The sequence below is a fragment of the Curtobacterium sp. MCBD17_040 genome, assembly GCF_003234805.2.
In the GTDB taxonomy this organism is placed as follows: Bacteria; Actinomycetota; Actinomycetes; order Actinomycetales; family Microbacteriaceae; genus Curtobacterium.
Genome location: NZ_CP126273.1, coordinates 659,458 through 683,786 on the forward strand (window position 1 = coordinate 659,458; position 24,329 = coordinate 683,786).

Sequence of the window (24,329 nt, forward strand, 5' to 3'; positions counted from 1 at the left end):
CGCGCGGCGCTCAGGCCCCGACGACCGGCAACGCGTACCGGACGACGGGGTCGCCGCCGAGTGGATGCGGCACGGGGTCGCCCTCCGGCCGGAACCCCGCTGCCTCGTACACCGCGATGGCCCGGGCGTTGGTCACCCGGCTCTCGAGCTCGACGAGCACCGCGCCGCTGGCCTCGGCCTCGGCGAGGACGCGCTCGAGCAGGGCCCGTCCGACGCCCAGACCCCTGGCGTCCGGCCGCGTGGCGAACAGCTCGAGCCCGACCACCGCGTCGCCCCGGTCACTCGTCACGGCGAAGCCGACGATCTCCGACCCGGCGCCGTCGTCACCGGTGCGGGTCGCGACGAGGAGCTCCGCCCCCGGCAGGGCGAACTTGGACCGGGCGCGTTCCCGCACGGGCGCGCCCTGGTCCTCGCCGTCGCGGTCGGTGAGCGCCGCCAACCAGAGGTCGACGCACGCGTCCGCCTCGATCGCGGTGCCGGGCCGGACCTGGATGCCGTCCAGCGCGCTCACGCCGCCACCCCCGCCGCCAGTGTCGCGAACCGGCTGCGGATCTCGTCGGGTGTGACGGCTCCGGGCTGGAGGTGGTCGCGGGCGGCGACGCGTGCCAGGTGCTGCACGAGCGCGTTCCGCGGTGCGTGCGTGCCGGCCGACCGCGCGAGCAGCGCGATCTCGCCGTTGAGGTAGTCGGTCTCGATCGAGCCGGACCCGCGCACGAGCGATTGCCAGGACGACCCGCCGAGTTCGTGCTCGACGCCGGGGACGGGGCGGGAGCGGAACGTGTCGCCCCGTCGGGCCTTCTCGGTCGCGTCGGACACCGCCTGGACACCGGCGGCGGCGTAGACCCCGAGGGCTTCCTCACGGAGCGCCGACGCGAGGTCCCGCCAGGACGCCCCGTCCGGACCGAGCAGGGCCTGGAGGCCGTTCGCCAGGTTCGACAGCAGCTTCTGGTACTTCCACCCCATCACGTCGGCCTCCGGGTACACGTCGACGCCGCTCGCGCGGAAGTCCGCCGCGAACGCCGCCACGACCCGGTCGTCGTCGACCGGGCGGGCCGGGTACGCGCCGATGGTGAGGATGCCGATGGTCGGCGCGATGCTCACGACGACCTCGGCGGGGTCGAGGCTCACCGCGGGGAGCCAGACGCAGACGCCGTACACGCGTTCGAAGTACCGGAGGGCGATGCGTTCGGACTCGACCCCGTTGAGTGCGGTGCAGACGGGGAGCAGGTCGCCCGCGGTACCGATGACCGTGCCGCCGGCGTCGTGCACGGGCGCGTCCGCCCAGGTCCGGAGCGCCTCGTCCGCCTGCTGCGTCTTCGTCGTCAGGACGAGCACGTCGTCGTCGCGGAGCGCGGCCTCGTCCGGGGCCTCGACGACCGCGACCGGGACGGTGACGTCCTCGTCGGGTGTCCGCAGCCGGATCCCGCGGTCGCGCAGGGCCGCGGCCCGGGCCCCGCGGGCGACGAGGACGGGCGGGTTCGGGCTGTGGCGGGCGAGGCGGGCCGCCAGGGCGCCGCCGATCGATCCGGCCCCGATGATGACGTAACGCACACGTCATGCGTACCACGGGCCTCCCGGCAGGCTCCGGGCGGACGCGGACGCGGGTCCCGCCGCCGGAGCGGAGTGTCCGGCGAGGTCGGCCCGGTAGCCTTCCGGCGTGAGCGTCCCCTACCACCGCCTGTTCCGCGTCCACTCGCGCTGGCGGTGGTGGCGACCCCTGGTGGCGCTCGCCGTGTTCCTCGGGTTCTACCTCGTCAGCCAGGTGCTCATCGCGATCGGGTTCTTCGTGCCGATCCTGGCGCGATCGGGTGTGTCGGGCCTCCAGCGGTTCGCGCACGAGATCCAGCACGACGCGCTGTCGTCGACGGATCCGCTCGTGCTCGGGCTGACGCTCGCCTCCCTCGTGTTGCTGTTGCCGGCGATCATGGCGGCGGTCCGGATCGCCGGGCTCGGACCGTGGGGTCAGCTGTCCTCGGTGCGGTTCCGCGTGCGCTGGGGGTGGATGGCGCGCTGTCTGCTCCCGCTCCTCGTGCTCGCGGTCCTCACGGTCGGCATCCAGGGCTGGTCGATGTTCCACACGCCCGGCGCCGGCTTCCTCACCTTCGGCACACGGCAGCTCGGGCACCAGACGGTGTCCTCGACGACGCTCATCGTGACCGTGGTCATGGTCGTCGTGCTCGTGCCGTTCCAGGCCGCGGCCGAGGAGTACATCTTCCGCGGGTTCCTCATGCAGACGATCGGCTCGTGGGTGCGGAACCCGATCCCGGCCGTCCTCGTGTCGACGATCTGCTTCGCCCTGCTGCACCTGCCGAACGGGTACGACGTGTGGGGCATCGTCGACGTGGGGTCGTTCGGCGCCATCGCGGCGATCCTCGCCTGGCGGACGGGTGGCCTCGAGTCGGGGATCCTCGCCCACGCGCTCAACAACGTGGTCATCTTCCTGCTGCAGGCCCCGGGGTGGTCGCGGCTCGACACCACGTCCTCCGACGGCTCGGCCGGTGGCGCGATCGTCACCATCGTGACCATGGGGATCTACGCGCTGCTCGTCGACCTGCTCGCGCGGCGGTCGCGGCTGGACCGTCGACGCCCGGGCGCGGAGGGTCCGCGGTTCCGCGGGCGGACGCCGATCTGGAGCAGCACCGTCGAGCCCGGTTGGGAGGCCGTGCCCACCACCGCGGACGTCCTCCCCACCTCGGACGCGAGCGTGATCGCCCACACCGGGACGGACCGGGAGGACCGTGTCGGCGGACGCCCGTAGGCTGCCGGCATGAGCAGTCCCTCGTCCCTCCGCGCGCCCGGGGTCTCCGGTGCGCGAGACGCGTCGAGTGCGCGGTCGGCGCCGCTCGAGGTCCTGCAGCGGGTCTGGGGGTACGACGCCTTCCGCGGGCAGCAGGCGGCGATCATCGACCAGGTGGTCGGTGGCGGCGACGCGCTCGTGCTCATGCCGACCGGCGGCGGCAAGTCGCTGTGCTACCAGGTGCCCGCCCTCGTGCGCGACGGCGTCGGCGTCGTCGTGTCCCCGCTCATCGCGCTCATGCAGGACCAGGTCGACGCCCTCGCCGCGAACGGCGTGCGCGCGGCGTTCCTCAACTCCACGCAGACGCCCGACGAACGTGCCCGGGTCGAACGCGACCTCGTGGACGGTCGGGTCGACCTGCTCTACCTGGCGCCCGAGCGACTCCGGCTCGAGTCGACGCGGGCGTTGCTCGACCGCGCGGCGATCAGCCTCTTCGCCATCGACGAAGCCCACTGTGTCGCCCAGTGGGGGCACGACTTCCGGCCGGATTACCTCGAACTCAGCGTCCTGCACGAACGGTGGCCGAGCGTGCCCCGGATCGCGCTCACGGCCACCGCGACGCCGCAGACGCACCGCGAGATCTCCGCCCGGCTCGGCCTCGACGACGCCGCGCACTTCGTGGCGGACTTCGACCGCCCGAACATCCAGTACCGGATCGAGCCCAAGGCAGCCGCGTTGCAGCAGTTGCTCAAGTTCATCACCACCGAGCACGCCGGGGACGCCGGCATCGTCTACTGCCTGTCCCGGGCGTCGGTGGAGCGGACCGCCGCCGCGCTCGTGGAACGCGGGGTGCCGGCGCTGCCGTACCACGCCGGACTCGACGCCGGGGTGCGCGCCCGGAACCAGGCGACGTTCCTGCGCGAGGACGGCGTCGTCATGGTCGCGACGATCGCGTTCGGCATGGGCATCGACAAGCCCGACGTCCGGTTCGTGGCCCACCTCGACCTGCCCAAGTCGCTCGAGGGCTACTACCAGGAGACCGGCCGTGCCGGACGTGACGGCCTGCCGTCGACCGCGTGGCTGGCGTACGGACTCAACGACGTGGTGCAGCAGCGTCGGATGATCGACCAGTCCGAGGGCGACGCCGCCCACCGCCGACGGCTCAGCATGCACCTCGACGCCATGCTCGCCCTCTGCGAGACGGTCGAGTGCCGCCGCGTGCGACTCCTGGCGTACTTCGGGCAGGAGTCCACGCCGTGCGGCAACTGCGACACGTGCATCGCCCCGCCCGAGGCCTGGGACGGCACCGTGCCCGCGCAGAAGCTCCTGTCCACCGTGGTCCGGCTCGACCGTGAGCGCGGCCAGCGGTACGGCGCGGGGCACATCGTCGACATCCTGGTCGGCAAGCAGTCGCCGCGGGTGCAGGAGCTGCGCCATGAGTCCCTGGCGACCTTCGGGATCGGGCAGGACCTGTCCGAGGGCGAGTGGCGCGGCGTCGTGCGGCAGCTCCTGGCGCAGGGGTTCGTCGGTGTCTCGGGCGACGGGTACGGCACCCTCGTGCTCACCCTGACGAGCGCCGACGTCCTGGCCGGTCGTGTCCAGGTCCGGCTCCGGCGCGAACAGCCCCGTCCCGCGCGGGCGACCCGGCGTCGGGCGGCGCCCACGGACCTCCCGAGCGAGGCCACCGGCCTGTTCGAGGCCCTGCGCGCGTGGCGGAGCACCCGCGCGCGAGAACAGGGCGTGCCGGCGTACGTCGTGTTCGGCGACGCCACCCTGCGCGGTATCGCGGCGACGCGACCGGCGACGCTCGAGCAGCTCGCGCAGATCAGCGGCGTCGGAGCCGCGAAGCTCGAGGCCTACGGCCAGGGTGTGCTCGAGGTCGTGGCGGACGCAGCCTGACTCGCCGTCCTCGCGGGCTCCTCGGCGTAGCGTCGGCGGCGCTGCCGCGGCGACCGAGCCGGGCACCGGACGGAGGAGGCGCGCATGCGGGTGACGGTGTTGGGGACGGGCGCGATGGGTGCCGGCGTCGCGGGGTCGCTCCTGCGCGAGGGGCACGACGTGACCGTGTGGAACCGTTCCGCCCAGCGTGCGCAGCCCCTCGGCGAACAGGGCGCCACGGTCGCGACCTCGCCCGCTGACGCCGTGGCATCGGCGCAGGTCGTCGTGCTGACGCTGTTCGACACCGACGCCGTGCTCGAGGTCCTCGGGCAGGCGGCGGACGCGGCCCCCGAGTCGGCCATCTGGGTCCAGAGTTCGACCATCGGCCTCGAGGGCACGGAGCGCGTGGTGCGCGTCGCCGCCGAGCACGGGATCACCCTGGTCGAGGCGATGATGCTCGGGACGAAGGGACCGGCGGAGCAGGGCAAGCTCACCATGCTCGCCGCCGGTCCGGAGGAGTTCCTCGACCGCGTCCGGCCGGTGCTCGAGGCCATCAGCGTCAAGATCGTCGTCGCCGGGGACGCGGTCGGGGCCGGGACCGCACTGAAGCTCGCCGCGAACGCCTGGATCGCCTCGATCACGGCCGCGACGGCGCAGTCGCTCACGCTCACCACCGCACTCGGACTCGACCCCGACCTCTTCCTGCAGGCGATCGACGGCAGCGCCTCCGACTCGCAGTACGCGCACACCAAGGGCGCCGCGATGATCGCGGACCGGTTCGACCCGCAGTTCGCGCTCGACGGACTCCGGAAGGACATCGGCCTGATGGTCGACGCGGCGAACGAGTCCGGTGTCAGCACGACGCTGCTCGACGCCCTCGTGGCCGTCTACGGGCAGGCGAGCGCCGCGGGACACGGTGGGGACGACATCGCCGCCGTCGTCACGGGGTTCCGGCCGGAGGGCGCGGCCGACTGATCGCGGGCGTCGCCGACCGACAAGGACGCGGCGGGCCGGGTCGGACCGGACCGGGTCGGCCGGGCGGTGTGCGCGCCTCCAGGCCGTTCGCGGCGGTGCGGCGGTGACCGCGTCAGTGTCGCCGGAACCAGCGGGTGAGTCGAGCGCGCACGCGCGCGACGGTCTCGTCGTTCAGGGTGTTCGCGAGGTCGAAGGCCTCGCGCCCGGGGTCGCTGCCGGCCGCGATGCGCCGGAGTGCCGCCTCGGCGCGGGCATGTGCATCGAGCTCGGCGAGGGGCATGGTGTCCTCGGGATGCACCCTGCGCTCGTGCTCCGCCGTCCGCTCCTGATGCGGGTCGGGCACGCGCTCGGGGTCCGATCCCTCGTCTGCCTGGTCGTGCCCCATGTGCCGACGATACCGCCGGGCGGATGGACACCGGTCGGGAGCGTGGCAGGACGGACAGAGTCCCGCGAGCGGCGAGGAGAAGGGGGACGGTGCGGCCATCGACCCGAACGAGGCCGCACCGTCCAAGGGAGGAGAGAGGTCCGGCTCCGACCCGAACGGCGCCGCACCTCTTGCCTCGCGGGTCACAATCTAGATGGCCTAACTAGAATTGTCCATACCCGCGGGTACGGAATCTTCGGCACCCACCGCATCGGCCATCTCGGTGAGGAACCGCAGCACCACGTCAGCGGCTCCGGCAGGCAGGTCCGCCACCGCTCGACCCCGTGTCGCGTCGAGTTCCGCGATCACGCGACGGGCGCGGTGGGCGGCCGGGCCGGTGGCCGTGAGGAGCACGCCACGGCGGTCCTGCGGGTCCGGGTGACGCTCGACGTACCCGCTCCGGACGAGTCGCTCGACGAGCACCGAGGTGGAGGCCGCGGTCACCCCGAGCCGGACCGCGAGGTCCTTCGCGTTGACGTCCTGCCCGACGGCCCCGGCCTCGAGCAGGAAGCGCAACGCGTGCAGGCCGTTCTCGCCCACGTGGAGGGACGCACACGCTCGGCGGTGGGCGCGCTGCTCGGCCTCGCGGAGCTGACGGAGCGCCTCGAGGACGTCGGTCACCGAGGCCGGGGAGGCACTGTCCCAGAAGCCCCGGGCCTGCGTCGTTGGCTCGGACATGGAGGACATGCTAGATCATCTAGCAGCTAGTCAGTCGAGGGATCTACTGCTTCGCCGATCGGCCGCGGGCACTGCAGCTGTAGCTGCATCATGGGGTCCCTGGAGGAACAGCCCCATGGACCGCATGGCGATGCTGCCCACGATCACCGTCGCGAGCGCCACGACGACCCAGGCCGACGCGATGCCGAGCGTCCCGAGGTCCGTGGACGTGAGCAGCCGGATCCCGTAGGTGGCGCTCGCGGCTGTCGTGAAGGTCATCGCCCAGAAGCCGATCGCGAACCCGGACCTGAGGTAGCGACGGACGAGGAAGGCGTGCGGGAGGAGGAAGGCGACCATGGTGCCGGCGAGGGCGGTGTGCACGACGGACGGGGCGCCTGCTGTCAGCACCCACCAGGCGTTGCCGGCGACCGCCGGCGGTGCGGAGACGATCGCGAGCGTGGGCAGGAGTGCGGCCGGGATCGCCGGTCCGGTCGCGAACCGAACGAGGAGCACGGCGCCGACGAGGAGCCAGAACAGCACGCCGGTCGCGAAGAAGCCCGTCGCGAGTGCCGGGTGACCGATGGTCGCGAGCGCCTGCGCGCCGAGCAGCGAGCTGGCGACGGTCGGGAGCAGGTACCCGCCGTGGAGCGTTCCCGGGTCGCGAGGCGTGGTGAGCAGGTCGGTCACGAACCACGCACCGAATGCCGTGGTCAGCGCGAGCATCGCCCAGACGCCGACCGCCCCGACCGTCGGCGCCCACGTCGACACGTGCACCGCGAGCAGCGACCCCACCGCGGGCACGAGCGCGGCGAACGGACCGAGGACCGGGTGGCGGAGGTCGGCGACGACTGCTCCAATCCCGCCCGGTCGGCGCAGGTACCGGACGATGGTCACGACCCAGGCGACCGCCGCGGCGGCCCACAGTACTTCGCCGATGGCGGCCGGCGCTCCGAGCAGGTCGCCGGCCGTGGTCCAGGTACCGGCGATACCTGCCGTGCCGAACGAGATCCCGAACGTGTTGAGCGGCAATCGTGGTCGCGGTGTCGTCGTGGTGGTCATCTTGGCTCCTTGTTCGGGTGCCGATGTAACCGTCATAGGCGGCACAGCATTCCCCGCCCACTCCGTCGCGATCGGCACGTCCGGTCCGTGCACGTCGTTGCTGCCCGGCGCGCCTCCGGACATTGCGGACGCGCCCACGCATCCGCAACATCCGTGACCCGGGCATGAAACACCGCGGCAATCACGAGTCGTTATGTTCTCGGCATGGCCGCTCCGTCCGCTGCGGCCGACGGGTCCGGAGCGTCCGAGGAGGCGACGTGCTGAGCCGCACCGCCGAGAGCGTCTTCGGGATCGGCCGCTCCGTCGAACGCGCGGACGGGACCGCCCGGCTCCTCGACGTCCACCTGCAACTGCTCAACGAGGAGCCGTGGATCGAGGAGGACCTCGCCTGCCGCAGTCTGCTCGGCGTCCTGGGGGCATCGGTGCCCGACGACGAGCGACTCACCCGTGCGGACGTGCTCGGCATGCTCGCCGTCGACCGGCACAACGCCGCCTCGATCGCGTACTCCCTGGGCGCGGCCCGCGAGGACGCACGCCGCGCCCGCGAGTTCGTGTCGACCGAGCTGTGGGAGTGCCTCAACACGACGCGGGCGCGCATGCCCCGCAAGGTCGCGAGCGACAAGGTGCACGAGTTCTTCGGGTGGGTGCGGGAGCGGAGTGCGCTCGCGGTGGGGATCATCGAGTCCACCACGAGCCACGACGAGACCTGGAACTTCTTCACCCTCGGCCGCTCGATCGAGCGGGCCGACCTGACCGCGCGCTTGCTCGCCAGCCGCATGCTCACCGAGGTCGCCGGGCCGAGCTGGACCACGATCCTCCGCTCGTGCGGCGCCTACGAGCCGTACCTGCACACGCACCGCGGTGTGCCGTCGGCGCGGACTGCTGCCGAGTTCCTCCTGCTCGACCCGTCGTTCCCGCGCTCCGTCCTGTTCTCGGTGCGCCGCGCCGAGCAGTGCCTCCGCGAGGTCGAGGCGGCGACGGAGCGGGCCGGTACGGAGGACGATGCCCAGCACCTCCTCGGTGGGATCCGGTCGTCGCTCGAGGCCGCGCCCGTGGCCGCGATCCTCGAGGACCTGCCGAGCCGCATGGAGCAGGTGCGGCAGGCGACGACGGAGGTGTCCGACGCGATCCGTGCCCGGTACTTCCCGACGGACGCGGCCCCGTCCTGGGCCGGAGGCCGCTGACCTCAGGCGGAGCTGGTGCGGTTCGCGACGGCTTCCTCCGAGGCGAACTCGGCCTGCATCGCCGCGCGCGCCCGACGCCCGCCGACCATCGGGATCGAGCTCGTCACGGCCAGGTGGAGCCGACTGTCCGCGTCGTACCGGAGTCGGAGGTGCTGGAACCGGGACAACCAGACGAGCGCGATCGCGAGGGCGACGAACCCCGACAGGGCCCCGACGCCGAGCGCCCACCGCGGACCCCAGGAGTCGGCGACGGCGCCGACGATCGGCGCTCCGATGGGTGTGCCACCCGCGAAGATCGCCATGTACAGCGCCATCACCCGGCCGCGCATCGCCGGTTCCGTCGTCGTCTGGACGAGGGCGTTGGCGGTGGTCATGAACGTCATGGCGGAGAGCCCGACGAACACGAGCAGGATCGCGAACGTGGCGTACGTGGGCATGACCGCGGCGACGGCGCATGCGAGCCCGAAGCCCGTGGACGCGACGACGAGCAGGCGCAGGCGCGGACGTTCGCGACGGGCCGACAGGAGTGCACCGAGCACCGAACCGATCGCCATGACCGAGTTGAGCAGGCCGAACTCGCCCGCGCCGCGGTGGAACTCCACGCGCGCCATGGTGGACGTGAAGATCGGGAAGTTGAGGCCGAACGTCCCCACCACGAAGATCATGCAGAGCACCACGACGATGTCGGGGCGGGTGCGGACGTAGGTGAACCCCGCGCGGATCTGACCCTTGCCGCGCTTCGGCCGGATGCGCCGAGCGAGCTGTGCCGGGTCGACGAACCGCAGCGCGATGAGCACCGCCAGGAACGACGCCGCGTTGATCACGAACACCCAACCGGAACCGATGGCGGTGATGAGCACGCCGGCGATCGCGGGGCCGATGAGTCGGGCACCGTTGAACGAGGCGGAGTTGAGTGCGACGGCGTTCGCGACGTTCTCGCCCTGGACGACGTCCGACACGAAGGCCTGGCGCACGGGGGTGTCGAAGGCGGCGACGATGCCGAGCGCGAGTGCGAACCCGTAGACCGACAGGAGCGAGGCAGCGCCCGTGACCACCATGATCCCGAGTGCGAGACCGAGCGCTCCCATGAGGGCCTGCGTGACCATCAGGGTGCGCCGGCGGTCGAACCGGTCGGCGACGAGTCCGGTGATCGGCATGAGCACGAGCTGCGGCCCGAACTGGAACGCCATCGTGATACCGACGGCGACGGCGCTGTCGTGGGTGAACTGCGTCAGGACGATCCAGTCCTGCGCGGTGCGCTGCATCCACGTGCCGACGTTCGACACGAGGGCGCCGGAGAACCAGATGCGGTAGTTGCGTCCCGAGAGGGAACTGAACATGGCGGTCACTGCTGGGTGAGCCTCCTCAGGATGTCGGTGGCGTCGGCGAGGGTGCGCCGTTCGGCGGGTGTGAGCTTGGCGATGCGGGGCGCGAGCCAGGCGTCGCGGCGACGACGGGTCTCCCGGACGAAGGCGGAACCAGCATCGGTGGCGCTGATCAGGACCTTGCGCTTGTCGACGGCGTCCTCGGTCTTCCGGACCAGCCCGCGTTCGATGAGGGCGTTCACGGTCTTCGTCATCGAGGGAGGCGTGATGCCCTCGGCATCGCTGAGGTCGGCCAGGGAGCGAGGACCGTTCCGGTGCAGTTGCGCGAGGGCGGAGAACTGGGCATCCGGGACGGAGGCGTCGGCCTTCTGGGCGCGGAGGGTCCGGGACAGGCGGTTAACGGTCATCCGCAGATCGCTGCTCAGCGATGCGTGCGGTGTCGCCCGGTCGGGGCGAGCGGGGACTTCGACGGACACATCGTTAGCCTATCAAATTAGTTCGGCGAACGAACTGGTTCCGCGGAGGGCGCAGCCGCGTGCCCGCGCGGTCGCCCGCGCCCACCGGTCGCCATGGGGTCGCCCCCATTGCGTCGAGATCGCAGAAGATGCCGCTTCGGAAGGGGCCAAAGCGGCATCTTCTGCGATCTCGAAGGATCTGGAGGACCGGCCGGACCTGGTGGACCGGCCAGCCCTGGCCGGGCCGGCCAGCCCTGGCCGGGCCGGCCAGCCCTGGCCGGGGCGGCCGTCAGTGGAACTGGGGGACCGTCAGCCAGATCCCGAACAGCACCGCGGCGGCGCCGACCGCGAAGCACAGTCCCGCACCGGCGATCGCCGCGGGCGGCGTGCGGCCCGAACGCGGGGCCTCCTGGTCGGAGGTCGTCGCCTCACCGCGCGGGTCCTGCGGCTGGCCGACCCCGAGCAGGCGGAGGCCCAGGGTGTAGACGACGACGATGCCCACCGCGGCGACGAACCCGACGCCGAACACCTCGCCGATGGCGCTCCAGTCGATGGTGGACCCCACGTCAGGCCTCCGCTCCGGCGGCGACCGGCTCGCGCTCCGGGGCCGGCTCGTCGTTGACGTTCTCGTGGGTGATCGGCTTGCGTCGGGCGAGCATGACGAAGGTCCCGCCACCGGCGACCGCGAGCAACGCCACGATGACGAGCCCGATCGCCGAGGACGACGCGATCCAGGTCGCGATGCCACCGGCCACCGCGGCGGCGGGCAGCGTGATCACCCAGGCCGAGGCGATCCTCCCGACCACGCCCCAGTGCACGTCGGCGAGCCGCTTGCCGAGGCCCGACCCGACGACGGACCCGCTCGTCACGTGCGTCGTCGACAGGGCGAACCCGAGGTGGCTCGAGATGAGGATCGTCGCGGCCGAACTCGTCTCGGCGGCGAACCCCTGGGGCGACTGGACGTCCGAGATCCGCTTGCCGACCGTCCGCATGATCCGCCAGCCGCCGGTGTAGGTGCCGAGGCCGATCGCCAGGCCGCAGGCGAGGATCACCCACAGCTCGGGGCCGGTCCCGGACTCCTGGTAGTGCGCCGCGACGAGCGTGAGCGTGATGACGCCCATCGTCTTCTGCGCGTCGTTCGTCCCGTGGGCCAGGGACACCAGCGACGCCGAGATCGTCTGCCCGTGCCGGAACCCCGTCGCAGCACCGTGCGTCGTCGCGTTCCGGGTGAAGCGGTAGGCCACGAACGTCGCGACGAGTGCGATGACGCCCGCGATCACGGGGGAGAACAGGGCCGGCAGGACGACCTTCGACACCACGGTGGTCCAGCTCACCGACTGGAACCCGGCGCCGATGACCGCGGCCCCGATGAGACCGCCGAACAACGCGTGGGTCGAGCTCGACGGCAGGCCGAGGTACCACGTGGCGAGGTTCCAGAGCACCGCGCCGACGAGGCCGGCGAAGATCATGACGGGTGTGATCTCGATGCCGCTCTGGCCCTCGTTGATGATCCCCTGCGACACCGTCGAGGCGACCTCCGTGGACAGGAACGCGCCGACGAGGTTGAGCGACGCCGAGATGAGCACCGCGGTGCGCGGTCTGAGGGCACCGGTCGCGACGGACGTGGCCATCGCGTTGGCGGTGTCGTGGAACCCGTTCGTGAAGTCGAACACCAGGGCGACGACGATCACGAGGACCACGGTGACGAGGACGTCCATGCTGCCTCCTGTCGTGAGGGCGTCGGCAGCGGGACTGCCGACACGGGCGCCACGCTAGGCGAGTGCCGCACGCGCCGAGGTGAACAGCGGGTGAACTCGGGCGTCGGCGCGGCAAGATGGTGCGGTGACCGCATCGCAGCCGACACCGCCCGGTCCGAGCGCGCCGATCGAGGCGACGTTCAGGGACGCGTGGGGGATCGACGTCGTCTACGACACCTGGAGCGCGGCGGACCCGCACGGCGTCGTGCAGATCGCCCACGGGGTGGGGGAGCACGGCGGGCGGTACGCGTCGCTCGCCCGGGACCTCGTCGCCGCGGGGTGGACCGTCGTCGTCAACGACCACCGCGGGCACGGGCGGACGGGCCTCCGACAGCACGGTGACGACCGGACGCAGCTCGGCCGGCTCGGACCCGGCGGTCTCCGCGCCGCCGTGGCCGCCGTCCAGCAGATGACGCAGGTCGCGCGGCAGGCACACCCGGGGCTCCCGATCGTCCTGCTCGGCCACTCGTGGGGATCGATCATGGCGCAGAAGATCGTCAACACCGCCAGCGGCGAGTACGACGGCCTCGTGCTGTCCGGGTCCGCCTACCGTGTGCCCGGTTGGATGAACGGCGGCGACCTCAACAAGCGGCACGCGCACCTCGGGCCGACGAAGTACGAGTGGCTCACCCGCGACCGCGCGATCATCGAGGCGATGGCGGGTGACCCGCTCGCGGCCGAGGCGGACGTCATCGGGCTGTTCGGGATCGCCGACACCCTCCGGCTGCTCGGCGTCCCGCGGCGTCGGATCCCGCACGACCTGCCGCTGCTCCTGCAGGTCGGGTCCGACGACCCGCTCGGCGGCCCGCGCTCCGTGCACCGACTGGCCCGCGCGTACCGTGGCCGCGCCGGCCTCACCGACGTGCGGGTGCACGTGTACGAGGGCGCGCGACACGAGGTCTACAACGAGACGAACCGGGACGAGGTCATCGCCGACCTGGTCGCCTGGCTGAACGCTCACACCCGCACTGCGGACGTCCGGGGCGGGGGCGTAGCCTCGGCCGGATGACGACCGAAGTGCGGAACGACGCCGACCAGAACCAGTACTCACTCGTCGAGGACGGTGCCGTCATCGGCTTCGCCGCGTACGAGATCGACGGCGACGTCATCCGCTTCGTGCACACCGAGGTCGACCCCGAGCACCGTGGCGGCGGCAATGCGTCCATCCTGGTCCGCGGAGCGCTCGACGACGTCCGTGCGGGATCCGACCGGTCGGTGGTCGCGCAGTGCTCCTACGTGCACGCCTGGATCGAGAAGCACCCGGACTACCAGGAGCTCCTGGCGGTCTAGAAGCTGCGCTCGTGCGCCCCGGCACGAGCCGGCCCGCGGTCCGCACGGACCGTGGGCACCCGGATGAGCACGTGGCCGCTCAGCAGGTCGTGGTCGTCGTCCGCCGGCGTCGGCGCCTCGACCGGGAGGCGCGACTGCCGATCGAACTCGGCCTGCGTCTCGTGACGGGTCGGCGCGAACACCTCGTCCATCATCGCGATGGCACCACCGGACGAGCCGCCCCGGCTCGCCTTGTTCGACAGGTCGACCCAGCCGAGTCGGTCCGCGACCCACGTCGCGAGCACGGCCGCCGCCACCGCGCCGAGCAGGATCAACCAGTTCACGAGCACCGAGGCTACGTGGGTCGTCCGCGCGGGGGATCAGCCGCGCGGGTGATTCTCATGATCCTCGAGTCCCCGTCTCTGGTCCGGCGTCGACGATGCTCGCGTGGCGTCCGGGAGTCCCCTCCTCCCGGGCGCCACGCCCTGCATCAGGGGACGCGCTCGAGCCACTCGCGGGTGGCGAACTTCGTCGCGACGAGCTCCTGGGCGCGGGCACGTTCCTCCGGCGTGACGTGGCCCTCGTGCGCGCCGTACAGCCGGGTGAACGTCGCGATGAGTCGGTCGATGATCTCGGCGCGTGACAGACCCGTCTGCGACCGCAGGGGATCGACCCGCTTCGCAGCGCTCGTGGTGCCCTTGTCGCTCATCTTCTCGCGGCCGATGCGCAGGACCTGGACCATCTTCTCGCCGTCCATGTCGTAGCTCATCGTCGCGTGGTGCAGGACCGCGCCCGTGCCGAGCCGCTTCTGCGCGGCACCGCCGATCTTGCCCTTCGCCGAGGTGATGTCGTTGAGGGGCTGGTACCAGGCCTCGATGCCCAGGGACTTCAGCGCCTCGATCACCCACTCGTCGAGGTACGCGTAGGAGTCGGCGAAGCTCATGCCCTGCACGAGGTCCGCCGGCACGTAGAGCGAGTAACTGATGATCGCGCCCGCGTCCATGAACATCGCGCCCCCGCCGGAGATGCGGCGGACGACCTCGACGCCGTACCGCGCCGCACCGGCCGGGTCGACCTCGTTGCGCAGGGACTGGAAGCTGCCGATCACGACGGCGGGCTGGTCCCATTCCCAGATCCGCAGGGTCGGACCGCGGCGTCCGGCACCGACCTCCTCGGTGAGGACCTGGTCGAGCGCCAGGTGCTCGTTCGGCGGGATGGGGCCCTCGTGGATGATCTCCCAGTCGTGGTCCTGCCAGGTCGAGGCCCGGGCCAGGGACCGACGCACGGCCGTGGCCACCGCCTCCGGGGTGAACCCGAGCAGGACGGCGCCCTCGGGCAGGGCGGCCCGGACGGCGGCCGCGATGCCCGCGGCGTCGGTCTCGACCGGCAGGCCGTTCACCGCCGCGTCGATGCGGGGGAGGGCGTCGTCCGGTTCCAGGAAGAAGTCCCCCGCCAGACGGAACCCGTCGATCCGGCCGTCGACGACCTCGAGGTCGACGACGACGAGCTTGCCTCCGGGGACCTTGTACTCGCCGTGCATCCCGTCAGCCTATGCCGGACGCGACGCACGCGAGCGGCGCGGGGCGTGCCTCCCGGCCCGCGGAGCGCGTCATGATGAGCGGGTGCACCCCGTCCCCGTCACCGACGTCGAGCCCCGCCCCGCGGTCGAGCCCGACCGGGTGGTGCACGGCGACAACCTCGACGTCCTCGCGACGCTGCCCGACGGGCTCGCGACGCTCGTCTACCTGGACCCGCCGTTCAACACCGGACGGACCCAGACGCGTCGTGCGTCGACGGCGGTCCGCGCCGTCGACGGCCCCGTCCGGGGGTTCCAGGGGCGGTCGTACGAACGCGTCCGGGGTGACCTCATGCGGTACGACGACCGGTTCGAGGACTACTGGTCGTTCCTCGAGCCGCGGCTCGCGGAGGCCTGGCGGGTGCTCGCCGACGACGGCACGCTGTACGTCCACCTCGACTACCGCGAGGCGCACTACGCCAAGGTCCTGCTCGACGCGCTGTTCGGCCGCGACGCGTTCCTCAACGAGATCATCTGGGCCTACGACTACGGCGCCAAATCCCGGACCCGCTGGCCGACGAAGCACGACACGATCCTCGTCTACGTCAAGGACCCGGAGCGGTACCACTTCGACTCCGAGGCGGTCGACCGCGAGCCCTACATGGCGCCCGGCCTCGTCACGCCCGAGAAGCGCGAACGCGGCAAGCTCCCCACCGACGTGTGGTGGCACACGATCGTGTCGCCGACGGGTCGCGAGAAGACCGGGTACCCGACGCAGAAGCCCGAGGGGGTGCTCCGCCGGATCGTCCAGGCGTCGAGTCGGCCCGGGGACCTCGTGCTCGACTTCTTCGCCGGCAGCGGGACGACCGGGGCCGTCGCGGCGGCGCTCGGACGGCGGTTCCTGCTCGTCGACGACAACCCCGAGGCGATCGCCGTGATGCGGCGACGTCTGCCCGCGGCGGTGTTCACCACGGCCGAGCCGCCCGCCGCGGACGTCGAGGACCCGGCCGTCTGACCGCGGGCGTCCCCGCGGAGTTCCCCGTTGTCGGCGAATCCCGGGCGCCGCTCGGCGGTTCCGCTCCGAGACGCACGAACGCTCCGAGACGCACGACCGCCCCGGAGTGGTCTCCGGGGCGTTCGTGGTCGTCGAGGTGCGACGTCAGGCGCTGTGCTTGCCGTGCCGCTCGGCGTGGCCGACGTCGGTGGTGCCGTCGGTCGGCGAGGCGGCGGGGGCGGCTACCCTGCCCCGCTCGGCCTCGAGGACCGGTGCGGCGTGCTTGGGCGCGTCCGACTCGTTGTGCACACGACTCGGGGAGTCGACCGCGGCGGCGGCGGAGTGTGCCCCGTGCGTCGGCGCATCCGCGAGCGGCGCGCGGGTCTCACCGCTGTCGAGCGACACGTCCGGTGAGGTCGGCACGGTGTCGACCGCGCCGGTGTCGGGGGACACGAGCGAACCCATCGACGCGGCCGAACCCTGAGCGCCGACGTCGAGGTCGTCGCTCCCGCCGTTGTGTCCGGCAGCGCCACTCGGCACGGACCCCGCAGCGTCGTTCGCCTGCTCCTGCAGGGCCGACACCTTGCGGAGCGGCGGCGTGCGGAAGAACCACGTCAGGATGAACGCGAGCAGGAGCACGCCGAGGCCGACGTAGTAGATCTGCACGGCGGAGTTGTTGAACCCGGTCAGGAACGCCCTGGTCAAGCGCGGGTCGGCGCCGTTGAGGAACGACGTGTCGCTCGTGTCACTCGTCGTGCTCTTCGCGTTCGACGAGCCCTTCTTGACCTGCTTGATGATGGTCGGCGCGACCGCGGTGACGACGTGCTTCCGCTGCGAGGCGTTCGCGTAGTCGATCCGGAGCCCGCCGTTGCGGACGGAGGCGTGCGCCTGTGCGGCCGCGGCCCGCAGTGCCTTGCGCTCCGCGGCAGGCCGCGCGGCGGCGACCTGCTGCTGGATCACCGACTGCGCGGCAGCCGCCGGGACCTTGCCGGCGCTGACCTGCTGCTGGACGGCCGTCGTGACCTGCTTCGTGACGGCCTGGTCGGCTTGGCCCTTCGCCTGGGTCGCGCCCTGGTCGAGCTGGCTCTGGATCTTCTTCTTGACCGGGGTCACGATCGGGTTCCAGATCTGCTTCATGACGCCGGCGTTCTTCGACGCGCTGGCCACCGACGGCGTGAGGGCTGCGTCGAGGCCGTTCGTCAGGGTGCTCTTGTTCTCCATGGCGGTCGAGATGTTCGTCGGCATGCTCGCGAAGAGCACCGACAGCAGGATCGCCGTGCCGAGCGTTCCACCGATCTGCCGGAAGAACGTCGACGCGCTCGTGGCGACGCCGATGTCACGCGGACCGACCGAGTTCTGCGACGCGAGCGTCAGGGTCTGCATGAGCTGGCCGAGCCCCAGGCCGATGAAGAACATGGCGATGAGCAGGAACCACAGCGGCTTGTCGACGGTGATGAACGTCAGGACGATGTAGCCGATCGAGGTCACCGCGGTGCCCGTCACCGGGAAGATCCGGTACTTGCCGGTCCGCGAGATGATCTGGCCGGAGGTGATCGAGGCGATCATCAGTCCGAGGACCATCGGGAGGGTGGCGAACCCGGACTCGGTCGGGGTCAGGCCCTTGACGATCTGCAGGTACAGCGGGAGCGTCAGCAGCGCGCCGAACATGCCGAACCCGACGAGGACACCCAGGATCGTCGACATCGAGAACACCCGCGAGCGGAACAGCTTCATCGGGATGATCGCGTCGTCGCGCATCGCGCGCTCGACGAGGATGAACGCCAGCAGGCCGAGCCCGCCGATGACGTAGCAGGTCCACGATCCGACCGAGGTCCAACCCCAGTCGCGACCCTGCTCAGCGACGAGCAGGAGCGGCGCGAGGGTCACCACGACGAGCGCGGCACCCCAGTAGTCGATGCGGACCTTGCGCTTGTCACCGACCCGCGGCAGATGCAGGAAGACGATGACCATGATCAGCGCCGCGATGCCGATCGGCACGTTGATGAGGAACACCCAGCGCCAGCCCGTGATGAACAGGATCTGCGCGGCGCCGGAGAACAGACCACCGACGAGCGGGCCGATGACCGACGAGACGCCGAACACCGCGAGGAAGTACCCCTGGTACTTGGCGCGCTGACGCGGGGCCAACATGTCGCCCATGATCGCGAGCGGCAGCGACATGAGGCCACCGGCACCGAGGCCCTGCACGCCACGGAACGCGGCGAGCATGACCATCGACGTCGAGAACGACGCGGCGAACGAGCCGATGATGAAGATCGCGATGGCGATGAGGAACAGCGGTCGCCGCCCGAAGAGGTCGGACAGCTTGCCGTAGATCGGGGTCATGATCGTCGACGCGATGAGGTACGCGGTCGTCACCCACGCCTGCTCGTTCAGCCCGTGCAGGTCGTCACCGATCGTGCGGATCGCGGTCCCGACGATCGTCTGGTCCAGGGCGCCCAGGAACATGCCGGCCATGAGGCCGTAGATCACGAGCAGGATCTGCCGGTGCGACATCACCGCGTTCGATGACGTGGTGGGGGACGACGAGGTGCCGGCCCGTTGCGTCGCGGTCTGGGTCATTGTGCTGGTTCTCCGTCTGGTGCGGGGTCTGGGATGTCCGGCGGCGCTCGGTGCTCGAATCGATCGGGCCGCCGTTGCCGAGAAGTTTGCGTCGCGTGCAAAGTTACAGGTCACGCAACTCAGGCGACAACGCGACGATCACGCCAGGGTATTCCCCGTCGCTCCGACCTGATCGAGCTCCGGGCGACCTGTGGACGGAGGCCCCGCGATCTGTGCCCATGCGCAGGTAGGCTCCGCCGCATGGTCTCCGAACCCGCCGGGCTCACCTACCGACCCGCGGATCTGCCCGGCCCCCGTCCGACGGTCCTCGTGCTGCCCGGTGGTGGGTACGAGGAACACGGCCGCCCGAGTTCGGAGCTGCTCGCCGAGTGGTTCGCCGGGATCGGCGTGCACGGGGTCGTGCTGCGCTACCCGGTCGCCCCGCACCGGCACCCCGAACCCCTGGACGCGGCACGGGCGGCGTTCCGCTGGCTGCGGTCGGGCGCGGCGCCGATCGACGTGGATCGGGCGCGCGTCGGTGTCGTCGGTTCGAGCGCCGGCGGGCACCTCGCCGCGTGCCTGGCGAACGGGATCGACGACCCCGACGACGACCGGCCCGCGTTCTGCGTCCTCAACTACCCGGTCGTCTCGATGGAGCACCCGACGCGGACCCGGCCGATGCGGAACCTGCTCGGCGATGCACCGTCGTGGCGGCTCCGGCGCGAGCTGTCCATGGAGACCCGGGTCGACGCGCGGACGCCACCGACCTTCGTGTGGACGACGGCGGACGACCGCATCGTGCGCGCGACGCACGCACTCGCGTACGTGGAGGCCCTGGTCCGGAACGAGGTGCCGGTCGAGTTCCACCTGTTCCCGCACGGGAGGCACGGGCTCGGCACCGCGGTCAAGGAACCGCACACCTCGCAGTGGACGCGCCTGTGCGAGAACTGGCTGCGGTACCAGCGCGTGCTCTGACCGTCAGCTGATCGGGAGGCGCGGGGCGGAGCCGCACCGTGCCTCCCGACCGAGTGCCCGGGTCGTCAGGCGCCGCCGAGTGCGGCGTCGACGATCTCCTTGGCCTCGCGCTGGACCTGCTCGAGGTGCTCCTGCCCGACGAACGACTCCGCGTAGATCTTGTAGACGTCCTCGGTGCCGGACGGGCGTGCGGCGAACCACGCGCGGTCCGTGACGACCTTGACCCCACCGACGGCCGCGCCGTTGCCCGGGGCCTTCGACAGCTTCGCGACGATGGGGTCGCCCGCCAGGGTGTCCGCCTGGATCGCGTCGCCGTCGAGCTTGCCGAGCGCTGCCTTCTGGGCCTTCGTCGCAGCGGCGTCGACGCGCTGGTACACGGGGTCACCGAAGCGCTCCGTGAGCTCGCGGTAGAGCTGCGACGGTGTCTTGCCCGTGACGGCGATGATCTCGGACGCGAGCAGCGCGAGGATGATGCCGTCCTTGTCGGTCGTCCACGCGGTGCCGTCCATCCGGAGGAACGAGGCACCCGCGCTCTCCTCGCCACCGAAGCCCACGGAGCCGTCGATCAGGCCCGGGACGAACCACTTGAACCCGACCGGGACCTCCCACAGGGTCCGGCCGAGCGACTCCGCGACGCGGTCGATGATGCTCGAGGAGACGAGGGTCTTGCCGATCGCGGCGTCCTGCCGCCAGTGCGGACGGTGCGAGTACAGGTACTCGATCGCCACCGCCAGGTAGTGGTTGGGGTTCATGAGCCCACCGTCCGGCGTGACGATCCCGTGCCGGTCGGAATCGGCGTCGTTGCCCGTGAGGACGTCGAATTCGTCCTTGTGGGCGAGCACCGACGCCATGGCGGACGGGCTCGACGGGTCCATCCGGATCTTGCCGTCCCAGTCGAGGGTCATGAACGACCACGTCGGGTCGACGTCGGGGTTCACCACCGTCAGGTCGAGGCCGTAGTGGTCCCGGATGCGGTTCCAGTAGGGCAGGCTGGCGCCGCCGAGCGGGTCCGCGCCGATCCGGACGCCCGCGCGCTTGATCGCCGCGATGTCGATGATGTCCGCCAGGTCGTGCACGTACGTGTCGAGGAAGTCGTACCGGCCGGGGCTCGCCTGCTCCTGGCGCTGCACGTCCACGAGACCGCCGGCGATGATCGCGTTGGCCCGGTCGGCGATCCACTTCGTCGCGTCGCTGTCCGCGGGCCCACCGTGCGGCGGGTTGTACTTGAAGCCGCCGTCGCGCGGGGGGTTGTGGCTCGGCGTGATGACGATGCCGTCGGCGGTGTCGTCGTGGCCCTCGCGGTTGTAGCGGATGATCGCGTGGCTCAGCGCGGGCGTCGGCACGTAGCCGTTGTCCTTGTCGGCGAGCACGGTGACGCCGTTCGCGGCCAGGACCTCGAGCGCGGTCCGTTCGGCCGGACCGCTCAGCGCGTGCGTGTCGCGGCCGATGAACAGCGGCCCCGTGGTGCCCTGCTGCGCGCGGTACTCGACGATCGCCTGGGTGATGGCGGCGATGTGTGCGTCGTTGAACGCGGTGTCGAGCGAGGAGCCCCGGTGGCCGGACGTGCCGAACACCACCATCTGCTCGGGGTTCGATGCGTCCGGGACCCGCGAGTAGTAGGCGTCGACGAGCTCTTGGAGATCGACGAGGTCCTCGGCGGTCGCGGGCGTTCCGGCACGGTCGTTCATGCGCCCATCCTGGCACCGCGCCGTGTCCTGTGCCCGACTGTCCACAGGCCGGCGCCCGACGGGGTCCAGGGAGGAATGACACCGGTTGCATCGACAACCATTCCGTAGGATCGGGGGATGACGACGGACGACGTGCCCTGGCTCGACCGCGAGCAGGTCCGCGTGTGGATCCGCCTCGTCGCCGTCATGGAGCTCCTGCCCGCGGCGCTCGACCAGCAGTTGCAGCGCGATTCCGACCTGACGCACTTCGACTACATGGTCATCGCCATGCTCTCCGAACGCGACGACCGCACGCTGCGCATGACGGCCCTGTCCGCCGCCACGAACAGCTCGTTGCCCCGGCTGTCCCACGTCGTCACCCGCCTCGAGAAGCGCGGGCTCGTCTCGCGGTGTCCGTCGACGGACGACCGGCGGGCAACGGACGTCCGACTCACGGACGCCGGGTGGGAGGCCGTGGTCGCAGCTGCCCCCGGCCACGTCCGGAACGCACGCCACCTCGTGGTCGACGCGATCGGCGAGGACCGCTTCCGGCAGCTCGACGCCGACCTCCGCGCGATGCTCCGCCGACTCGACCCCGAGGGTCGCCTCGCCGCCCTCACCGACCCGGATGGCCGCCCGCCCGTGCAATAGAGTCGGCCGCATGGCCGAGCCCGATGCCTCCGCGTCCGACACGTACAGCTACCTCGGACCGGCCGGGACCTTCACGGAGGCCGCGCTCAAGCAGGTCGCCGCGGCCGCCGGCAAGCCCTGGCGGTCGGTCAACAACGTCGGCGAGGCCCTCGACGACGTCATGAGCGGACGGAGCGTCGGCGCGGTCATCGCCATCGAGAACAGCGTCGACGGTGGGGTCACCGCCACGCAGGACGCCCTCGCGCGCATCCCGGGGGTCCGCATCATCGGCGAGTACCTCGTGCCGGTCGACTTCGTCCTCGTCGCGCGGCACGGCACCGTGCTCGCGGACGTCCGCACCGTGAACGCCCACCCGGTCGCGTACGGGCAGACCTACCGCTGGCTCGAGGACCACGTCCCGGGGCACGGACACATCCCCGCGTCGTCGAACGTCGCGGCGGCGGCGGCGCTCCTCGACCCGGCCGCGGGGGCGCTCGCCGAGGCCGCGGTCGCCCCGCCCGGCATCACCGACCACCACGACCTCGCCGTCCTCGCCGAGCACATCGGCGAGAACCCGTTCGCCGTCACGCGGTTCGTCCTCGTGTCGCGGGACCTGGCGATCCCGGCCCGGACCGGCGCCGACAAGACGAGCGTCGTCGTGGAGCTGCCGGACGACCGCGCAGGTGCGCTCGTCGACCTGCTCGAGCAGTTCGCCACCCGGGGCATCAACATGGGGCTCCTCAGCTCGCGGCCGATCGGCGACGAGCTCGGCCGCTACCGCTTCGTCATCGACCTGGACGGCCACGTGCACGACGAGCGCGTGGCGGACGCGCTCCTCGGCCTCCGGCGGTTCAGCCCCCGGGTGACGTTCCTCGGGTCGTACCCCAGGGCCGACGGCCACGCGTCCGAGGTGCAGGCCCGGTACCGGGACGAAGCGTTCACCGAGGCACGCGAGTGGCTCCGACGGATCGTCGCGGGCGAGCCTGGTTGACCCGGCCGGGCCGGACGCCGGTGACCCACCAGGTGGGCGCCTGTGGAACGACCCGGCCGTCCACAGAAGCCGGGGGCCGAGAAGACGGATCTGGCGGTCCCGGTAGCGTTGTCGCATGACGACGCCCCCCGAGACCGATGCGGCCCCGCGCGACGACGTCGCCGCGGTGCCCTCGACCGCCGCCCACTCGGCCACGAGCCAGCACACCGCCGCCGTGGTCTACAACCCGATCAAGGTCGACCTGCCGGCCCTGCGCCAGAGCGTGAGCCGCTACGAACGTGAGGCCGGGTGGAGCGAGACCCTCTGGTTCGCGACGACCGAGGAGGACCCGGGCGCCGGCATGGCCCGGGCCGCGCTCGAGGCCGGTGCCGATGTGGTGGCCGCCGCGGGCGGCGACGGCACGACGCGGATCGTCGCCGAGGTCGTGCACGGATCCGGCGCGTCGCTCGCGCTGCTGCCGAGCGGCACCGGCAACCTGCTCGCGCGGAACATGCGGTTCCCGCTCGACGAGATGGACACGAGCGTGCAGACCCTGTTCCACGGCGAGGACCGCGCGGTCGACATCGGCATGCTCACCGTCGAGCGTGAGGGTGGGGAGCGTGAGGACTTCGGGTTCCTCGTCATGGCCGGGCTCGGGCTCGACGCCCGGATGCTCGCCAACACGCGCCCGGAGCTCAAGAAACGGGTGGGCTGGCTCGCCTACGTCGACGCCGTGGCCCGATCGCTCCGTGACTCCGACAGCATGGAGGCCCGCTACAACCTCGACGGTGCCGGCAACCGCTCGCTCCGCGCCCACACGCTCATCGTGGGCAACTGCGGCACCCTGCAGGCCGGCATCCTCCTGCTGCCCGACGCCACGATCACGGACGGCGTGTTCGACGTCGTCGCGCTGCGGCCGAAGTCCGTGTTCGGCTGGGCCCGGATCGGCGCCCGCCTGATGTGGGAGAACGCGATCCTGCGGCGTGCGCGATCGACCAAGATCGGCCAGACCGCGGTGGGGGAGCGGATCATCGCCCGGGCACGTGAGGAACGTCCGCTGCGGTACATGCGCGGCAAGGAGATCGTCGTGCGGCTCGAGACCCCCGACGAGTTCGAGATCGACGGCGACCCGGTGGGTCGGATCCGGGCGTTCCGGGCGCGCATCGACGAAGGCGGCTTGACCGTGCGCGTGCCCGTCGGGCACGTCCTGCACTGAGCGACGGCCGCCGACGACGGACGTCCGGCACCCACCAACCTCCTGCACGATCCGTGCGGCGGCCGGGAGGCGCGGGACG

23 protein-coding genes and 1 pseudogene are annotated in these 24,329 nt (G+C 71.7%); 11 read left to right on the forward strand and 13 right to left on the reverse strand.

The genetic code is table 11. From position 1 onward, the window contains the following. Positions 1–10: 10 nt before the first annotated feature. Both DEI94_RS03180 and DEI94_RS03185 read right to left on the reverse strand, forming a co-directional pair. Positions 11–511 carry a GNAT family N-acetyltransferase gene (locus tag DEI94_RS03180; protein WP_111026494.1) on the reverse strand — a complete coding sequence of 167 codons (501 nt, stop codon included), beginning with the start codon at positions 509–511 and terminating at the stop codon, positions 11–13. Next, complete coding sequence (locus DEI94_RS03185; RefSeq protein ID WP_111026493.1) at positions 508–1,551, reverse strand: ketopantoate reductase family protein; 1,044 nt, start codon at positions 1,549–1,551, stop codon at positions 508–510. Before DEI94_RS03185 ends, DEI94_RS03180 begins: the two co-directional genes overlap by 4 nt. Positions 1,552–1,657: 106 nt before the next feature. Here DEI94_RS03185 and DEI94_RS03190 point away from each other — a divergent pair, with 106 nt between their 5' ends. From DEI94_RS03190 to DEI94_RS03200, 3 genes and pseudogenes are all read left to right on the forward strand, one after another. Beyond that, the gene (locus DEI94_RS03190) at positions 1,658–2,758 is read left to right on the forward strand and encodes a CPBP family intramembrane glutamic endopeptidase (RefSeq protein ID WP_111026492.1); all 1,101 of its coding nucleotides are present in this window, start codon (positions 1,658–1,660) and stop codon (positions 2,756–2,758) included. 9 nt (positions 2,759–2,767) lie between these two features. After that, positions 2,768–4,636, forward strand: coding sequence for a DNA helicase RecQ (gene recQ, locus DEI94_RS03195; protein ID WP_111026491.1), 1,869 nt, complete (start codon positions 2,768–2,770; stop codon positions 4,634–4,636). A 72-nt stretch (positions 4,637–4,708) separates the two neighbouring features. Further along, a pseudogene (locus DEI94_RS03200) lies at positions 4,709–5,590 on the forward strand (NAD(P)-dependent oxidoreductase); the annotation flags it as partial. A 112-nt stretch (positions 5,591–5,702) separates the two neighbouring features. Here the strand turns inward: DEI94_RS03200 and DEI94_RS03205 are convergent. The 3 genes from DEI94_RS03205 to DEI94_RS03215 form a co-directional block, all read right to left on the reverse strand. Next, entirely contained in the window at positions 5,703–5,975 is a 273-nt protein-coding gene (locus DEI94_RS03205) for a hypothetical protein (protein WP_111026490.1), read from the reverse strand. A 198-nt stretch (positions 5,976–6,173) separates the two neighbouring features. Then, the gene (locus DEI94_RS03210) at positions 6,174–6,692 is read right to left on the reverse strand and encodes a MarR family winged helix-turn-helix transcriptional regulator (RefSeq protein WP_181435055.1); all 519 of its coding nucleotides are present in this window, start codon (positions 6,690–6,692) and stop codon (positions 6,174–6,176) included. 30 nt (positions 6,693–6,722) lie between these two features. Next, positions 6,723–7,730, reverse strand: coding sequence for an SLAC1 family transporter (locus DEI94_RS03215; protein WP_111026489.1), 1,008 nt, complete (start codon positions 7,728–7,730; stop codon positions 6,723–6,725). 257 nt (positions 7,731–7,987) lie between these two features. On the opposite strand from DEI94_RS03215, the gene DEI94_RS03220 reads away from it, so the two are divergent. Continuing rightward, entirely contained in the window at positions 7,988–8,914 is a 927-nt protein-coding gene (locus DEI94_RS03220) for an alpha-E domain-containing protein (protein WP_111026488.1), read from the forward strand. A gap of 2 nt (positions 8,915–8,916) precedes the next feature. Here the strand turns inward: DEI94_RS03220 and DEI94_RS03225 are convergent, their stop codons facing one another. From DEI94_RS03225 to DEI94_RS03240, 4 genes are all read right to left on the reverse strand, one after another. Further along, complete coding sequence (locus DEI94_RS03225; RefSeq protein WP_181441778.1) at positions 8,917–10,263, reverse strand: MFS transporter; 1,347 nt, start codon at positions 10,261–10,263, stop codon at positions 8,917–8,919. Then, positions 10,260–10,646 (reverse strand): MarR family winged helix-turn-helix transcriptional regulator, encoded by a 387-nt coding sequence (locus DEI94_RS03230; protein WP_111026515.1) that lies wholly within the window; start codon positions 10,644–10,646, stop codon positions 10,260–10,262. Before DEI94_RS03230 ends, DEI94_RS03225 begins: the two co-directional genes overlap by 4 nt. A 337-nt stretch (positions 10,647–10,983) precedes the next feature. After that, complete coding sequence (locus tag DEI94_RS03235; protein WP_111010149.1) at positions 10,984–11,259, reverse strand: hypothetical protein; 276 nt, start codon at positions 11,257–11,259, stop codon at positions 10,984–10,986. 1 nt (position 11,260) lies between these two features. Further along, positions 11,261–12,412, reverse strand: a complete 1,152-nt coding sequence (locus DEI94_RS03240; protein ID WP_111010147.1) for an inorganic phosphate transporter — start codon at positions 12,410–12,412, stop codon at positions 11,261–11,263. Positions 12,413–12,536: 124 nt separating this feature from the next. Between DEI94_RS03240 and DEI94_RS03245 the strand changes: the two genes are divergently transcribed. Together DEI94_RS03245 and DEI94_RS03250 are read left to right on the forward strand one after the other, a co-directional pair. Beyond that, positions 12,537–13,460 carry an alpha/beta fold hydrolase gene (locus DEI94_RS03245; protein WP_258377991.1) on the forward strand — a complete coding sequence of 308 codons (924 nt, stop codon included), beginning with the start codon at positions 12,537–12,539 and terminating at the stop codon, positions 13,458–13,460. Further along, positions 13,457–13,741: a GNAT family N-acetyltransferase gene (locus tag DEI94_RS03250; RefSeq protein WP_111010146.1), complete on the forward strand. Its 285-nt coding sequence runs from the start codon at positions 13,457–13,459 to the stop codon at positions 13,739–13,741. Before DEI94_RS03245 ends, DEI94_RS03250 begins: the two co-directional genes overlap by 4 nt. Here DEI94_RS03250 and DEI94_RS03255 read toward each other — a convergent pair. Further along, on the reverse strand, positions 13,738–14,064 hold the full coding sequence (locus DEI94_RS03255) for a hypothetical protein (protein WP_146244046.1): 327 nt from the start codon (positions 14,062–14,064) through the stop codon (positions 13,738–13,740). The genes DEI94_RS03250 and DEI94_RS03255 overlap by 4 nt on opposite strands. A 146-nt stretch (positions 14,065–14,210) precedes the next feature. After that, positions 14,211–15,260, reverse strand: a complete 1,050-nt coding sequence (gene lplAB / locus DEI94_RS03260; protein ID WP_111026487.1) for a lipoate-protein ligase LplAB — start codon at positions 15,258–15,260, stop codon at positions 14,211–14,213. A 139-nt stretch (positions 15,261–15,399) separates the two neighbouring features. Here lplAB and DEI94_RS03265 point away from each other — a divergent pair, with 139 nt between their 5' ends. After that, on the forward strand, positions 15,400–16,251 hold the full coding sequence (locus DEI94_RS03265; RefSeq protein WP_375334603.1) for a DNA-methyltransferase: 852 nt from the start codon (positions 15,400–15,402) through the stop codon (positions 16,249–16,251). Positions 16,252–16,395: 144 nt separating this feature from the next. Here the strand turns inward: DEI94_RS03265 and DEI94_RS03270 are convergent, their stop codons facing one another. Then, positions 16,396–18,813 carry an MDR family MFS transporter gene (locus DEI94_RS03270; RefSeq protein ID WP_375334764.1) on the reverse strand — a complete coding sequence of 806 codons (2,418 nt, stop codon included), beginning with the start codon at positions 18,811–18,813 and terminating at the stop codon, positions 16,396–16,398. A gap of 240 nt (positions 18,814–19,053) precedes the next feature. Here DEI94_RS03270 and DEI94_RS03275 point away from each other — a divergent pair, with 240 nt between their 5' ends. Beyond that, positions 19,054–19,767 (forward strand): alpha/beta hydrolase, encoded by a 714-nt coding sequence (locus DEI94_RS03275; protein ID WP_181434621.1) that lies wholly within the window; start codon positions 19,054–19,056, stop codon positions 19,765–19,767. Positions 19,768–19,832: 65 nt separating this feature from the next. On the opposite strand, the gene pgm is transcribed toward DEI94_RS03275, so the two are convergent. Then, positions 19,833–21,455: a phosphoglucomutase (alpha-D-glucose-1,6-bisphosphate-dependent) gene (pgm, locus tag DEI94_RS03280; protein WP_111026486.1), complete on the reverse strand. Its 1,623-nt coding sequence runs from the start codon at positions 21,453–21,455 to the stop codon at positions 19,833–19,835. Between the two features lie 117 nt (positions 21,456–21,572). On the opposite strand from pgm, the gene DEI94_RS03285 reads away from it, so the two are divergent. From DEI94_RS03285 to DEI94_RS03295, 3 genes are all read left to right on the forward strand, one after another. Further along, positions 21,573–22,085: a MarR family winged helix-turn-helix transcriptional regulator gene (locus DEI94_RS03285; protein ID WP_111010134.1), complete on the forward strand. Its 513-nt coding sequence runs from the start codon at positions 21,573–21,575 to the stop codon at positions 22,083–22,085. A gap of 10 nt (positions 22,086–22,095) precedes the next feature. Beyond that, on the forward strand, positions 22,096–23,055 hold the full coding sequence (gene pheA, locus DEI94_RS03290; protein ID WP_181434622.1) for a prephenate dehydratase: 960 nt from the start codon (positions 22,096–22,098) through the stop codon (positions 23,053–23,055). Positions 23,056–23,170: 115 nt separating this feature from the next. Further along, a complete protein-coding gene (locus tag DEI94_RS03295; protein ID WP_111010130.1) occupies positions 23,171–24,250 on the forward strand; it encodes a diacylglycerol/lipid kinase family protein in 1,080 nt (359 codons plus the stop codon). The last annotated feature ends 79 nt before the right edge of the window (positions 24,251–24,329 follow it).